This window comes from Delftia sp. DLF01 (genome assembly GCF_014852125.1).
Taxonomy (GTDB): domain Bacteria; phylum Pseudomonadota; class Gammaproteobacteria; order Burkholderiales; family Burkholderiaceae_C; genus Comamonas; species Comamonas acidovorans.
Genome location: NZ_JACVAZ010000003.1, coordinates 1,252,654 through 1,266,495, shown reverse-complemented (window position 1 = coordinate 1,266,495; position 13,842 = coordinate 1,252,654). Strand labels below are relative to the sequence as shown.

The window sequence follows — 13,842 nt, the reverse complement described above, 5'->3', positions numbered from 1 at the left end:
ACGAGCCCCACCTGCTGGTGCAAGCCATCACCGCAGGCCTGCCCGACCCGGACGACCCCAACCACACGCCAGCCCTGGCCCTGATTCAAACCATGCTCGACGCCATGCCGAGGGACATGCAGCAAGAGGCCGCCCGCCACCTGCGCCACACCCTGGAGCACGGCCTGCCGCCCGGCGCCCAGGCCATGCTGGGCGAACAGGCCGAGGGCACCGCCCGCATGCTCAGCGGCATGCAGGCCAAGTTGCAGGAACAGGAAAAAGAACAGCACGCCCGCATCGCCATCCACCACTACCACTGCGACCACCTGGGCACACCCATGGCGCTGACGGACCAGACCGGCCAGGTGGCCTGGGCCGCCAAGCTGGATCCCTGGGGCAATGTGCTGCAGGAGTACAACCCGCAGGGAATCCACCAGGCGATCCGGCTGCCAGGGCAGCACCATGACAGGGAAACGGGGCTGTATTACAACCGGCATCGGTATTACGATCCGGTGGTGGGGAGTTATGTGAATCAGGATCCGATTGGGTTGATGGGGGGATTCAACGTCTTTAGCTACGGGGCCAATAACCCTATAAGACGCTATGATCCATTGGGTCTCGATTGGGTCAGATCAGGCATTACTTATCCCAGAGATTCTCCAGATCCAGATAATCCACTCAATTTCAACACAGTGTATTGTGATGATGAGGAAGTGAAAATAAACTCAAATAATGCAGGAAAGTGTCAGAATGCTCTCGGCACTACCGTTGCGCACGAAAATTCTCACAAAGAAGACATATTAAAATCAAATAAAGATGTATGCAAAGGAAATAAAGGGATATCTCAAATTGTAACAAGTAATAAAAAAATCCGCCTTGCCTCAGAAAGAAAAGCGCATGAACTGGAAATAACCATTCTGGAAAATTCTTTAAAGGATCCACCCGTTGGATGCACTGCATACGGAATCGAAGCAGAGATACGAACTACGAAGAAAGAACTCCTGAAAGTCCATCATGGCACCTATCCGAATTAAATATAGACTTACAACGTATTTGGTCAAGATGATAATATTGATATTCCTTCCCCATGAATCTCATGGAGAATCCAAGGAATATCTAAATATCATTGAATATTCTTTGACCTTAAAAGTAGAAAAAAACTCAATAAAAACAAATATTGCAAACAACTCATCAAAGGATATTAAATTAAGAAAAGACTCCCTTCCATCGTCCCTCCTTATTCGTGGGATAAATCTTAGCGCCTACTCTGATTCAGAAGATCTTAAGCCAATTGGCTTATTTCTCCCAATTGGGAGCAATTCAGATTTAAAAACAATACCTGCCGGGGGTGAATTATCCGGAGAAATAAACATAAATAAATTAATAAACAATGATTGCTCTCTTTTGAAGAAAAATCCAATAATAATATTCTGGAGATATTCGGCTCAGGCTGATGAAGGCATTCTGCCGGCCACAGAGGGAGCTATAAGAGTAAATGGCAAAGATGTTTCATGCGATTAATGCATGTTATGAATTTTTCGTCTTGATGGAAAAGCACCAGACGAGCACAATAAATTTGATGGTAAAAATTATGACTAATGCGATAAGCTCAAAGTACTTACGCGTTAGGAGAAATTAAGGCCATTATGGCAAGGTGGATGAGGTAAAAAAGTACAGGTGCCGAATCCGGCTGCCTAGAGCGTATTTTGAATTTCCCACGGAAACCAGTACCTGCATGACTGCTGGCGACATGAGCAAGTAAAGACCAACGATTGAAGACCACTCAGCTCAGCAGCCGACGGGCCGGACCGGCCAGGTGGCATGGGCCGCGAAGCTGGGCCCATGGGGCAATGTGCTGCAGGAATACAACCCTCAAGGCATCCACCAGGCGATCCGACTGCCGGGGCTGCTCCATGACAGGGAGACGGGGCTGTATTGCAACCAGCATAGGTATTACGATACTGTGGTGGGGAGTTATATCAATCAGGATCCGACGTCGAATCTCCCTCGCGCTACAGATTCGTAATTATCCCAGGAGGACCAGCAACTGCTGGAGATTGGGAAAATCCAGAAGAACAATTCCTGGATTTGAAATTGTTACTTTTCAAAGCCCGGTGATATTGTTGCAGTAGCATATCCATGTGGGGACGCTGCTGGGCATGTGAAAGTCGTGACAGGGAGTGGTACAACCATTGGTGAAGGCTCAGAAGATGGATCACATTCAACTAGTTGGTCAAGGAATGGGGTATCGCCTAAAGGCAATCCAATATATAGAAGATGCAGGATTGAAAAAGATTATGAAAGCAGTAGTTTGCATAATAGCGGCAGCGCTTGGTTTTCAAATAATATCTTTGCTAATTTTCTTGATGGCACCGATGAAAATTGATTTATCGGATATAGAGGGATTTAATTTGTCTTATATTTTTAATAAGCTTGGAAATCCAGACTATGATTTGAGTGTCAAAGATATATTGGGATGGCAAAGCCATCGCTGCCTAATTCGTCAAAATGTCGTAATTAGGATAAAAGAATCGAACATTAAACCAACTGCTTTCCCTGCATCAATAAGTGTTTCAAATACATTGGGGGAAGAAACTCATTATTTCAAGTTATCAAAACACTCAAGATCTGACGGAAATAACAATTTTATTAGAACGACCACCATAACCGTATGGCCATACGGTGATTTTCTAATAAGTAAAGAGATTGTTGAAAACAAAAATCACCAGTCACAGTGAGTCTCGATATGCGTAGATTGTTCAGCCCCATGGGTTATAACAAGATGAGGCCAATACGCGCAGATCGCTTGGTCATGTTGGGTATCCACGACGAGCACACCACAAAAATGCTGCAGGAGATGCGCAAGTAACTGCAAAAGCAGGAGCGAGCGTAACAGGGCTCCGTAGCCATCCATCACTACCACTGCGACCATCTGGGCACGCCCATGGCCCTGACCGACCAGCGAGGGTTAGTGGCCTGGGTCGCACAGTAGGACCCCTGTGGCAATGTGCTGCACGAATACAACCCACAGGGGACGTCTCGCAGAGGTTTGAGGTATGGAGTGGTGAAGAAGGATTGCTTCATAAAGCACATCACTTAAGCCAGGAAATAGTACAACCGGGCGAGAATAGTGATCTAGGAAAAATTACAGAACAAGCTTGGAAAGATTTCAAAGGCAATGAAAGTAATGCGTTCAAAATTACTTGCGGATGCGATTGGACTGATTTTCTTTCTTGCATTACCCACGCCGGCTTTCGCTTTTGCAACCGATGTGGTGTTGTATTATTTTTGGGCAATATTTTTCGTATTTTTGGTTTGCATTGTTGGATCTATATATTTGCATTCAACAAGGAAAGCAATATACGCATCAATTTGGATAATAAGCGTATTTTTCTCTGTTTATTGTGAGGTTCCAAGAAATATAAAAATGCTGGTGACGATTTATTTACTCATTAGTCCGATAATTATTCTTGTGTTGATTTTTTATAGAAGTAATAATAAGCAGCAGAGCGAGAGAGAAAAAGAATAACACCTGACAAAGATCGTGAAAAATAATTTCCAAGATAGTATTGATGATGGCGGTGTATGGATCATAGAAAGAACTCTGGTGCGCTTAATGCAAGAAAATACTGGAAAACTCCATGAAGATTAAATTGGTAATTATTATTTTAATCTTGCTAAATGGATATTTTTTCTTCAGAAAAGATGGTTTTGATTATTATATAAATAAAGATTACGACTTTGTTTGTGTATTTCCGCCATATACGCCAAAATTAGTTGTTCTTGAAGAGCTGAGAAAATATTCAAGTGATTTAAAGGATGATGTGGCGTACAAAGAATCAATGGACGATGGTATTTTTACTTATTTCTTTATAAAAAATAATGAAATAATTTCTTCTGGAGAAGAAATGGTGAAGAATAATTCGATGGGTGAATATGGTTGTTTGGGTAGATGAAGATATTACCGCGATTTAACTTTCCTTGAAGTGAAGACTTGTGCCAAGTGCCATAGTCTTTTTTAACTAATGCACTCACACAGTTAAGCGAGTATTTTAGTACTGCATCCAATCTGGAGTGGGTGTGCACAGATCTTTCTTTGCTGATGTTGGACTAGCTGTTGTTGCAAAAAATAAATGGCTCTTTTTGGCCGGGGCGCTACTGTTATGCATGTCAAATTGTCCAATAGTCACGGTAATTTTGGTGGCGGATGTAGATTAGTTAGGCTGCAAGTAATAGAGGCTCCACTGGAATTTTTGGAGTTTCATTCTTGGGTATTGCGAAATAAGCGCTTGTTTTATGAGTATTGAATACATAAGCCCATGAAGAAGATAATAAAAGTATCTTTCGGATCATTCGTTGTGGTTGCACTTCTGGGATTTATTTTTCTTATTTCTTCAATCGAGAATGAAAAGGAGAGCTTCTTCTCTTCCTATGATCTATTGGATGAAGATGGACAAAGATATATCTCTTGGGTTCCCGCTTTTTTACCAAAGACTGCCTTTAATATCAGAATATATGCTGATGTGGAAACTAATCATTTTTATATGTTCTTTCAGCTGGAAAAAATTCAATCTATTGATTTTCAGAAAAAGATGAATATGAAAGCATCAAAAAATGGAGTCGCGCTGCTTCAAAAGGGCGTTGAGAAAATAAAATCAGGGTGGTGCGCTTTTCAGGACATTTCGAATGGATTTGGTGAAAATCTATATCTGGTGGGAAAAGTAAGCTCTAGTGAAGAAATTTATTATGTGATGAAGGCGACAACGGCTACTAATTTGAATTCGACTGAATACACTTCGGAAATGGTGAAGAAATATTGTGAGCATGGCGATTTCAAGCCTGAAATGCAATATCTGGACATCAGGTAATTGACGCGGGTGAATCTATAGGATGTGATTTTTGCCGTCAAAAGACCGCCTCAGCCTTGCATCGCTCCTACAAAAAAACGCTTGAATACGCATCCCATCCTCGCTGCCAAAGCACAGCACAGGCCTCATCGTGAATCAAATTCACAGATGGTGTTCCAGCAGACCGGCTAGTCCCGCGCAGCCCTTGAATCCATGATCCCGCCATCGACAGACATCGGATTCCTTGCATGCGGCAACTTTTTCCATCGCTTTCCACGGCCTCGGGCGCGGCCCTTCTGGCGCTTGTGATTTCCACGCCTGCCATGGCGGATTCGACGGTGCCGGCGGGTTCGGCTGAAGTCTCCAACTGGGCTGCCACCTGGCAGGCCAGCCCGCAGCCGGTCTGGGGGGCGGACTTCCTCTTTCCCACCAACCTGCCCGCCGTTCTGCAGGACCAGACCGTGCGCCAGGTGGCGCGCATCAGCCTGGGCGGGCCGCGCCTGCGCATCGTGCTGTCCAACGCCTACGGCGGCCAGCCTGTGACCGTGGGCAGGGCGACCGTGGCAAAGCCGTTGCCGGCGGGCGCCATTGACGCTGGCAGCCTGCAGGCCGTGACCTTTGGCGGCAGCGCGCAAGCCACTATTGCCGCAGGCGCATCCCTGGTCAGCGACCCTGTGGCCTTGCCGCTGGCCTCGCTGTCGCAGGTGGCGGTGAGCCTGTACGTGCCCGGCGCCACGCCTGTGCAGAGTTTTCACTGGGATGGACGTCAGACCGGCTGGATCGTGGCGGGCGACCAGTCCGCTGCTGCGGCGCTGCGGACTTCGGACCCTGGCGCAATCAGCAGCACGGCCCGCCCGCTGTTGGCGGGTATTCAGGTTGAGGCCAACCCCGCGTCACCCGCGGCTCCCGTGGTAGCGGTGATGGGCGACTCCATCACCGACGGCGCCACTGCCAGCCTGGACCGGGACAGCCGCTGGCCGGACTTCCTGGCCGCGCGCCTTGCGCCGCACGGCGCGGCGGTGGTCAATGCTGGCATCTCTGGCGCGCGCCTGCTGTCGGATGGCATGGGCGAGCATGCGCTGGCGCGGCTGGAGCGTGATGTGTTGGCCCAGCCCGGTGTGCGCAGCCTCATCGTGCTGCTGGGCATCAACGATATTTCCTGGCCCGGCACGGCCTTTGCGCGGCGGGCGCAGCGCCCCACGCTGCAGGACATGGCAGAGGGCTATCGCCAGCTGGTTGCCAGGGCGCGCAGCCACGGCCTGCGCGTGATCGGCGCCACCTTGCCGCCTTTCGAGGGCGCATTGCCAGGCACGCCGCTGGACGACTACTACGAGGCCGACAAGGACGACCTGCGACGGCAGGTGAATGCATGGATACGGTTGGGCGGCGCCTTCGATGCCGTCATCGACTTCGACGCCGTGCTGCGCGATGGCGCCCATCCCTCCCGCATGGCGGCGCGATTCGACTCGGGCGACCGGCTGCATCCTGGCGACGAAGGCAATCGCGCCATGGCCGATGCGGTGGATCTGAACGCCATACTGCCGGGCCTGCTGCCGCGCTAGCCGCGCCTGCACGCGGTGGAGGTGGCGTTGATGGTGGCGTTGGCGGCGGCGGGGCTGTCTCCCTATAAAATGCAAATGGTTCTCATTTGTCATTCGTCCCTGGCCTGCCTGTGCGCCCTGGGATACAGGGAGGGGTATCGTGGCCGCCGCCGAGTTCGCGCTTCAGCAACAAGTCGAAATTCTCTACACCGATCACCACGGCTGGCTGCGCGGCCTGCTGCGCCGCAAGCTGGGCAATGCCTTTGATGCGGCCGATCTGGCGCACGACGTTTACCTGCAACTGCTGCGCACCGGCCGTGTTCCGCCGGCCGACGAGCACCGCCGCCATCTCACCCAGATTGCCAACGGCCTGGTGATCGACCTGTACCGGCGCCGCCGCGTGGAGGCGGCCTATCTTGAAGCGCTGGCCCTGCTGCCCGAGCAGATGGCGCCCTCCGAAGAAACACGTGCCCTGGCGCTGGAGGCGCTGGTGGAGATCGACGCCGCGCTGAACGGCCTGCCGCCCAAGGCGCGCAAGGCCTTGCTGCTGTGCAAGCTCGACGGCATGGCCTACCGCGACATCGCGGCCGAGCTGGGCGTGTCCGTGTCTTCGGTGGAGAAATACATCGCCGCCGGCCTGCTGGCCTGCTACCAGGCGCTGCACGGCCCGGTGTGCTGAACGGCCGGCCCGCATGTCCTCATCACCGGCATCGCCCGACGCCTCCAGCGAGCTGCTGGAGCCGGCCATTGTCCAGCGCGCCGCCGAATGGATGGCCCGGCTATGGGCCGATGACGCCAGCGACGAAGACCGCGCCGCCTGCGCCCGCTGGCGTGCCGAGCATCCGCGGCACGAGCTGGCCTGGAGCCGGCTGCAGGCCTTTGACGACAAGCTGCGCAGCGTGCCCGGCGGCATTGCGCGGCATGCGCTGGCGGACACCTCCGCTGCGTCGCCGGCGCCACGCCGTGGCCGCCGCCGCGCCATGCAGGTGTTGGGCTTCATGGCCATGGCCGGTGGCATTGCCCATTTGGTGCGCGGCACCGATGCCTGGCAAATCGCCGCTGCCAGCCATGGCACGGCGCGTGGCGAGGTCCGCGAGATCACGCTGCCGGATGGCACGCAGGTGGTGCTGGCCTCGGCCTCGGCCATCGACCTGCGCTTTGACGGGGCCGAACGCCTGATCCTGCTGCGCGCTGGCGAAATCCTCGTGACCACTGCGCCTGATCCGCAAAGCACACCGCGCCCGCTGCGCGTGCGCTCGCGCCACGGCACGGTGCAGGCCCTGGGCACGCGCTTCACGCTGCGCCAGGAAGATGAGCAGTCCCGCGTGACCGTGTTCGAGGGCGCGGTGGAGGTGCGTCCCGCCCGGGCGCCGGGCCAGGTGGTGCGCGTGGAGGCAGGGCAGGGCGCCGTCTTCTCCGGCGATCTGGCCCAGCTCCCAGTGGCCGCGCAGGAAAGCGCCGCCGCCTGGGCGCGTGGCGCGCTGGTGGCCGACAACATGCCGCTGGGCGAGCTGGTGGCCGAACTGGCGCGCTACCGCACGGGCCTGCTGCGCTGCGACCCGCAGGTGGCCGGCCTGCGCGTCACGGGCGTGTTCTCGCTGCGCGATACCGACCGCGCCCTGCACAACCTGGCGCTGGGCCTGCCCGTGCAGGTGGTCGCGCGCACGCGCTATTGGGTCACGGTGCAGGCGGCGGGCTGAGGCGCCTTTCATCGCGGCGCCTTCCCCGTCTCTCGGAACCCGTTACCGGCTGATTCAACTTCCTCGCCCTGCGGATTGAGGGTTTGGCGTTCTCGTTCGGAAGACAGGCAAGAGCCCTTGTTTTCTGTTCCGCCATGCCTTCCAGGAAATCCCATGCACTCCACCGATGCCGATGACCCCCAGGCCGGCCTCGGCCCCATTGCGCAGACGCTGCAGCCCATCCGCGCGCAGCTTGTTCTTGCCGCGCTGCTGTCGTTTGCGGGCGCCGTGCTAGCGCTGGCGCCGCTGGCGGGCATTGCCCACATCGCGCGGCTTGCGCTGGCCGATGGCAGCATGGTGGCGGCCGATGCCTGGCGCGTCATCGCGCTGTGCCTTGTCTGCCTGTTCGCGGGCATGGCCCTGGTGTCGGCGGGTGAGCTGGTTGCCCATCTGGCCGACAACCGCCTCACCCACGGGCTGCGCCTGTCGGCCATGCAGCGGCTGGCGCGCGTGCCGCTGGGCTGGTTTTCCGAGCGGGCCTCGGGCCAGGTCAAGCAGGCCATGCAGGACGACGTGGCCACCCTGCACGAACTGACCGCGCACTTCTACACCACCGTGGGGCGCGGCGCGGGCACGGTGGCCGCTTCTGCGGTCTACCTGGTGGCCATGGACTGGCGCATGGCCCTGGTCTCGGCCCTGCCGTTCGGCATCTTCTTTCTGGTGATGCGCCATGCCATGCAGGCCAGCAGTGCCCACATGCCGGCCTTTGGCGCGGGGCTGGCGCGCATCAACAACGCGGTGGTGGAGTTCGTAAACGGCATTCCCGTGGTCAAGGCCTTTGGTGCCAGCGGGCGCGCCCATGGCAGCTACCGCGAGGCCGTCGATGGTTTTACCGACGCCTTCCTCGGCTTTGCGCGTCCGCTGGTGTCCGCACGCGCCAATGCCAATGCGCTGATCGCGCCCGTGGCCGTGCTGGGCGTGGTGCTGGTCTTCGGCACGCTGTTCACGGCCCTGGGCTGGATGGCGCCCGTGGACGTGCTGCCCTTTGCCCTGGTGGCGCCGGGCATCAGCGCGCCGCTGCAGCTGCTCAGCTTCAACCTGCATGCGCTCAACCACGCCACGGGCGCCGCCCAGCGCGTGCAGGCGCTGCTGCGCACGCCCGTGCTGGAGCAACCGGCCGCCGATCAATGCAGGCTGCCCCAAGGCTGCGAAGTCCGCTTCGAAGGCGTTGGCCATGCCTACGAGGCGGGGCATGACGTGCTCAAGGGCATGGATTTCACGCTCAGGCCCGGCACGGTGACCGCCGTGGTCGGTGCCTCGGGCGCGGGTAAGTCCACGCTCGCCCGGCTGTTGCTGCGCTTCTTCGACCCGAACGAAGGGCGCATCACGCTGGGCGGGGTGGACCTGCGGCAGATCGAGACCCGGCAGCTGTACCGCCATCTGGCCTTTGTGCTGCAGGACGTGCGCCTGGTGCACGCCAGCGTGCGCGAGAATATCGCCCTGGGCCGGCCCTCGGCCAGCGCGCAGGAGGTGGAAGAGGCGGCGCGCGCCGCCCACATCCATGAACGCATCCTGGCGCTGCCGCGCGGCTATGACTCGGTGATCGGCGAAGACGCCCAGTTGTCCGGCGGCGAGCAGCAGCGCGTGAGCATTGCGCGCGCCGTGCTGCTGGATGCGCCCGTGCTGGTGCTGGACGAGCCCACGGCCGCTGCCGATGCCGAGAGCGAGGCTGCCATCCAGGAAGCCCTGTCGCGCCTGGCCGCCGGACGCACCCTGCTGGTCATCGCCCACCGGCTGGACACCGTCATGCACGCCGACCAGATCCTGGTGGTGGAGGGCGGAGCCATCCGCGAGCGCGGCCGCCATGCCGAGCTGCTGGCGCTGGGCGGACGCTACGCGCGGCTGTGGGCGCTGGGCGGGTATGCCCCACCGCCCACGCAAGCCCAGCCTTTCACCCCCGCCCTGGCCCCGGAGCTGCCGCCATGCTGAAGACCCTGATGCAACTGCTGGGCGACGACGCCCGGCTTTTCCGCCGCTATGCCTGGATGGCCGTGCTGCATGGCCTGCTCAGCGGCCTGGTTGTCACCGCTCTTGTGCCCGTGCTGTCGCGCCTGCTGGCAGGCGATACGCGCGGCGCCGCGGCCTGGCTGGCCGTGCTGCTGGCGGGCGTGGTGCTGTGCTGGGCCTGGCAGCGCCAGGTGGAAAAAGCCGGCCTGGGCCTGGGCGCCGCCGTGCTGCGCGTGGCGCGCCACCGCCTGGGTGACCATGTGGCCCGCCTGCCCGTGGGATGGTTCACCCCCGAGAACACGGCCCGGCTCAACCACGTCGTTTCGCAGGGAATGATGGAAGTGGCCCAGCTGCCGGCCCATGTGTTCACGCCCGTGTTCAGCGGCGCCGTGGCGCCCGTTGCCGTGGTGGCCGCGCTGTTTGCCATGGACTGGCGCATGGGCCTGATTGCACTGCTGGCGCTGCCGCTGCTGGCAGGCGTGCTGCTGGTCACCGCGCACCTGGGCCGCCGGGCCGACGAGCGCCTGCAGCGCAGCATGGCCGCCGCCAGCCAGCGCATGGTGGAGTTTGCCCAGGCGCAGTCCGTGCTGCGCGCCTTCAATGGCGAAGGCGGCGGCACGCGCTGGCTGGAGCAGGCCCTGGGCCGGCAGCGCGCATCGGGCGCGCAGTCCATCCGCCTGGTGGCGCTGTCGGGCGTGCTCAATGGCTGGGCCGTGCAGGCCGTGTTTGCGGCCTTGCTGGTGGCCGGCGCGCTGTGGCTGGACGAGCGGGTGGGTGCCGCCTCCGCACAGGGAATGGGCATGCCCGCCACCATCCCGGTGATCGTGGCCCTGCTGCTAGCCTGCCGCCATGTCGATCCGCTGCTGGAGGTGGCCGGCTACGCCGACTCGCTGCGCGCCGCGCGCGTGCAGCTCGATGCCGTGCGCGACATTCTCGCGGTCCAGCCGCTGCCCGAGCCCGCCATACCCCAGGCGCCGCGCGATGCCTCGGTGGAGCTGCGCGATGTGGTGTTCCGCTACGCGCCGGGCCAGCCCGAAGTGCTGCGGGGCCTGAGCCTGCGCGTGGAGCCGGGCTCGATGACGGCGCTGGTGGGCGCCTCCGGCTCTGGCAAGTCGTCCGTGCTGCGGCTGATCGCGCGCTTCTTCGATGTGCAGCAGGGCAGCGTGCTGGTGGGCGGCATGGATGTGCGCCAGATTGCGGGCGAGCGGCTGGCCGGGCAGATCAGCCAGATCTTTCAGGACAGCTACCTTTTTCAGGGCTCCATTGCCGACAACATCCGCATGGGCCGCCCGCAGGCCAGTGATGCCGAGGTGATGGAGGCCGCGCGCCAGGCCGGCGTGGCCGAAATCATCGAGCGCCTGCCGCAAGGTCTGGACACGCCCGTGGGCGAGGGCGGGGCGCGCCTGTCGGGCGGCGAGCGCCAGCGCATCGCCATTGCGCGTGCGCTCATCAAGGATGCGCCCATTTTGCTGATCGACGAGGCCACGGCCGCGCTGGATGCTGAGAACCAGGCCGCCATCGCCCAGGCGCTGGCGCGGCTGCGCGGCCGGCGCACGCTGATCGTGATTGCCCACCAGCTGTCCACCGTGGCCATGGCCGACCAGATCATCGTGCTGGACCAGGGCCGCGTGAGCGAGCAGGGTACGCCGCAGCAGCTGGCGCAGGCGCAGGGCCTGTACGCGCGCTTTCTGGCGCGGCGGCGCGCCGCCAAAGGCTGGCGCATTGCGGGAACGCGCACGGGAACGGCCACAGGCATGGGCGAGGACCTCCGTTGAGCGAGCCTGCGAAGCCAAAGACAGGGACGCAGGTCCCGCGCCTGGCGCCGTGGCTGCTGCCCTTTGCCGCGCTGTGCTGCGCGTCCGTGCTTATCGGCGCGCGGCAGGTGGACTGGGGGCAGCTGCTGTCGCTGTCGGGCGATGCCTGGCTCACCCTCACGGCCAGCCGCCTGCCGCGCCTGGCAGCGCTGGTGCTCACGGGGGTGGGGCTGTCGGTGTGCGGCGTGGTGCTGCAGCAGATCGTGCAGAACCGCTTTGTGGAGCCTGCTACCTGCGGCGGGCTGGATGCGGCCAAGCTGGGCATTCTGGTGTCGCTGACGGTGGCGCCCGCCTCGGCCTTCACCTCGGGCGCGTGGGGCGTGGCCTGGCGCATGGTGTTCGCGCTGGTGTTCTGCCTGGGCGCCAGCCTGCTGTACGTGGCCATCATCCGCCGTATGCGCCTGCGCAACCTGGTGCTGGTGCCCGTGGTGGGCCTGATGTACGGCAGCGTGCTCAGCGCCATCGCCGAGTTCCATGCCTTTCGCCACAACCTGCTGCAAAGCATGCAGGGCTGGCTGCTGGGCGACTTCTCGCGCATCGTGCAGGGGCACTACGAAATCATCTACCTCATCGTGCCCATCGTGGTGCTGACCTATGCGTTTGCGCACCGTTTCACCGTGCTGGGCATGGGCGAGGGCATGGCCACCAGCCTGGGCCTGAGCTATCCGGCCCTGGCCACACTGGGCCTGGTGCTGGTGGCCGTCACCGTCTCGGCCACGGTCATCACCGTGGGCGCCATTCCCTTCGTGGGCCTGGTCATTCCCAACCTGGTGGCCATGCGCTGCGGCGAGAACCTGGGCCGCACCCTGCCCATCGTCGCGCTCAGCGGCGCCTCGCTGCTGCTGGCTTGCGACATCGTGGGCCGGCTGATCATGCACCCCTTCGAGGTGCCGATCGGCCTGACGGCGGGTAGCGTGGGCGGCGTGCTGTTCCTCGTGCTCATCCTGCGCAGGAGGCCGTGATGCGCAAGGCCTTGCCTCAGACAACCGCATGGATTGCGGCTGCCGTGGTTGCCGTGGTTGCCGTCGCGCTGGCGGCCTGCTTCGTGCTGCTGGGATCGGGCCTGGACTTCGGCTATGTCATTCCACGGCGGCTGACGCGGCTGTCGGCCATCGTCATCGGCGCCATCTGCATTGCGCTGTCGTCCATCGTCTTCCAGACGCTTGCGGGCAACCGCATCCTCACGCCCGCCATCATGGGTTACGAGGCGGTCTATCTGCTGCTGCAGGCGCTGCTGGTGCTGGCCATGGGCGTGCAAAGCCTGGTGGTGCTGGGCCCCGACGGCAACTTCTGGCTGTCGGTGGCCTGCATGCTGGGCTACTCCTGGGCCCTGCACCGCTGGCTGCTGGGCGGGGGCCGGGACAACGTGTACTTCCTGCTGCTGCTGGGCCTGGTGCTGGGCATGGTGATAGGCACCTTCACGCAGTTCGTGCAGCTGCGCATCAGCCCGGGCGAATTCTCTGTGCTGCAGGGCTACAGCTACACCTCGTTCAACCGCGCGCGGCCCGCGCAGCTGCTGTGGTCGGCGCTGATCGTGGCCGTGGCCTGCGTGATCGTGCGGCGCAGCCTGCCCGTGCTGGATGTGCTGGCCCTGGGCCGCGAGCAGGCCATCTCGCTGGGCGTGCACTACCAGCGCCAGCTGCGCCTGCAGCTGGCGCTGATTGCCGCGCTGGTGGCGGTGTCCACCAGCCTGCTGGGGCCCACGGCCTTCATGGGCATCTTCGTGGCCCACATCAGCTACGCGCTGGCGGGCACGGCACGCCACCGCGTCACGCTGCCGCTGGGCTGCGCCGTGGCCGTGTCCATCTTCATCGCGGCGCAGCTGGCGGTGGAGCATGTCTTCAACTACCGCACCTCGGTGGGCATCCTCGTCAACCTGGTTTGCGGCAGCTACTTCCTCGCGCTCATGGTGCGCGGGCGTGGCCGGGCCTGAGCCGGCCCCCGGCCTCCCAAAAACACCCAATGCAATGCATCC

The 13,842-nt window shown here is 60.2% G+C and carries 14 protein-coding genes and 1 pseudogene; all 15 read left to right on the top strand.

Annotated features, from left to right (window positions below; translation table 11 throughout):
- Positions 1 to 1,013 (top strand): RHS repeat-associated core domain-containing protein (locus IB269_RS21105; RefSeq protein ID WP_192368181.1); only part of this gene is annotated, 1,013 nt, incomplete at its 5' end.
- Positions 994 to 1,500 carry a hypothetical protein gene (locus tag IB269_RS21100; protein WP_143290080.1) on the top strand — a complete coding sequence of 169 codons (507 nt, stop codon included), beginning with the start codon at positions 994 to 996 and terminating at the stop codon, positions 1,498 to 1,500. The genes IB269_RS21105 and IB269_RS21100, both read left to right, overlap by 20 nt.
- Before the next feature lie 277 nt (positions 1,501 to 1,777).
- Positions 1,778 to 1,972 (top strand): annotated as a pseudogene (locus IB269_RS21095) (RHS repeat-associated core domain-containing protein); the annotation flags it as partial.
- 217 nt (positions 1,973 to 2,189) lie between these two features.
- Positions 2,190 to 2,717 carry a hypothetical protein gene (locus tag IB269_RS21090; RefSeq protein ID WP_192368180.1) on the top strand — a complete coding sequence of 176 codons (528 nt, stop codon included), beginning with the start codon at positions 2,190 to 2,192 and terminating at the stop codon, positions 2,715 to 2,717.
- Between the two features lie 170 nt (positions 2,718 to 2,887).
- Entirely contained in the window at positions 2,888 to 2,971 is an 84-nt protein-coding gene (locus tag IB269_RS21085; protein ID WP_071957083.1) for an RHS domain-containing protein, read from the top strand.
- Positions 2,972 to 3,157: 186 nt separating this feature from the next.
- The gene (locus IB269_RS21080; RefSeq protein WP_139093464.1) at positions 3,158 to 3,508 is read left to right on the top strand and encodes a hypothetical protein; all 351 of its coding nucleotides are present in this window, start codon (positions 3,158 to 3,160) and stop codon (positions 3,506 to 3,508) included.
- A 112-nt stretch (positions 3,509 to 3,620) separates the two neighbouring features.
- Positions 3,621 to 3,935, top strand: a complete 315-nt coding sequence (locus IB269_RS21075) for a hypothetical protein (RefSeq protein ID WP_139093465.1) — start codon at positions 3,621 to 3,623, stop codon at positions 3,933 to 3,935.
- Positions 3,936 to 4,298: 363 nt separating this feature from the next.
- On the top strand, positions 4,299 to 4,847 hold the full coding sequence (locus IB269_RS21070) for a hypothetical protein (protein WP_192368179.1): 549 nt from the start codon (positions 4,299 to 4,301) through the stop codon (positions 4,845 to 4,847).
- 227 nt (positions 4,848 to 5,074) lie between these two features.
- Positions 5,075 to 6,388 carry an SGNH/GDSL hydrolase family protein gene (locus tag IB269_RS21065; RefSeq protein WP_192368178.1) on the top strand — a complete coding sequence of 438 codons (1,314 nt, stop codon included), beginning with the start codon at positions 5,075 to 5,077 and terminating at the stop codon, positions 6,386 to 6,388.
- A gap of 139 nt (positions 6,389 to 6,527) precedes the next feature.
- The gene (locus tag IB269_RS21060) at positions 6,528 to 7,046 is read left to right on the top strand and encodes a sigma-70 family RNA polymerase sigma factor (protein WP_013803359.1); all 519 of its coding nucleotides are present in this window, start codon (positions 6,528 to 6,530) and stop codon (positions 7,044 to 7,046) included.
- 13 nt (positions 7,047 to 7,059) lie between these two features.
- The gene (locus IB269_RS21055) at positions 7,060 to 8,067 is read left to right on the top strand and encodes a FecR domain-containing protein (protein WP_192368177.1); all 1,008 of its coding nucleotides are present in this window, start codon (positions 7,060 to 7,062) and stop codon (positions 8,065 to 8,067) included.
- Positions 8,068 to 8,220: 153 nt separating this feature from the next.
- Entirely contained in the window at positions 8,221 to 10,035 is a 1,815-nt protein-coding gene (locus IB269_RS21050) for an ABC transporter ATP-binding protein (RefSeq protein ID WP_192368176.1), read from the top strand.
- Positions 10,029 to 11,828, top strand: a complete 1,800-nt coding sequence (locus IB269_RS21045; protein WP_192368175.1) for an ABC transporter ATP-binding protein — start codon at positions 10,029 to 10,031, stop codon at positions 11,826 to 11,828. Before IB269_RS21050 ends, IB269_RS21045 begins: the two co-directional genes overlap by 7 nt.
- On the top strand, positions 11,825 to 12,829 hold the full coding sequence (locus IB269_RS21040) for an ABC transporter permease (RefSeq protein WP_318652175.1): 1,005 nt from the start codon (positions 11,825 to 11,827) through the stop codon (positions 12,827 to 12,829). Before IB269_RS21045 ends, IB269_RS21040 begins: the two co-directional genes overlap by 4 nt.
- Positions 12,829 to 13,800 carry an iron chelate uptake ABC transporter family permease subunit gene (locus IB269_RS21035; RefSeq protein WP_192368174.1) on the top strand — a complete coding sequence of 324 codons (972 nt, stop codon included), beginning with the start codon at positions 12,829 to 12,831 and terminating at the stop codon, positions 13,798 to 13,800. Before IB269_RS21040 ends, IB269_RS21035 begins: the two co-directional genes overlap by 1 nt.
- The last annotated feature ends 42 nt before the right edge of the window (positions 13,801 to 13,842 follow it).

Bases quoted from the DNA above. Each gene is read 5' to 3' on its own strand.
- IB269_RS21100 (WP_143290080.1), top strand. From the start codon at position 994: ATGGCACCTATCCGAATTAAATATAGACTTACAACGTATTTGGTCAAG.
- IB269_RS21090 (WP_192368180.1), top strand. From the start codon at position 2,190: ATGGATCACATTCAACTAGTTGGTCAAGGAATGGGGTATCGCCTAAAG.
- IB269_RS21080 (WP_139093464.1), top strand. From the start codon at position 3,158: ATGAAAGTAATGCGTTCAAAATTACTTGCGGATGCGATTGGACTGATT.
- IB269_RS21075 (WP_139093465.1), top strand. From the start codon at position 3,621: ATGAAGATTAAATTGGTAATTATTATTTTAATCTTGCTAAATGGATAT.
- IB269_RS21070 (WP_192368179.1), top strand. From the start codon at position 4,299: ATGAAGAAGATAATAAAAGTATCTTTCGGATCATTCGTTGTGGTTGCA.
- IB269_RS21065 (WP_192368178.1), top strand. From the start codon at position 5,075: ATGCGGCAACTTTTTCCATCGCTTTCCACGGCCTCGGGCGCGGCCCTT.
- IB269_RS21055 (WP_192368177.1), top strand. From the start codon at position 7,060: ATGTCCTCATCACCGGCATCGCCCGACGCCTCCAGCGAGCTGCTGGAG.
- IB269_RS21050 (WP_192368176.1), top strand. From the start codon at position 8,221: ATGCACTCCACCGATGCCGATGACCCCCAGGCCGGCCTCGGCCCCATT.
- IB269_RS21045 (WP_192368175.1), top strand. From the start codon at position 10,029: ATGCTGAAGACCCTGATGCAACTGCTGGGCGACGACGCCCGGCTTTTC.
- IB269_RS21035 (WP_192368174.1), top strand. From the start codon at position 12,829: ATGCGCAAGGCCTTGCCTCAGACAACCGCATGGATTGCGGCTGCCGTG.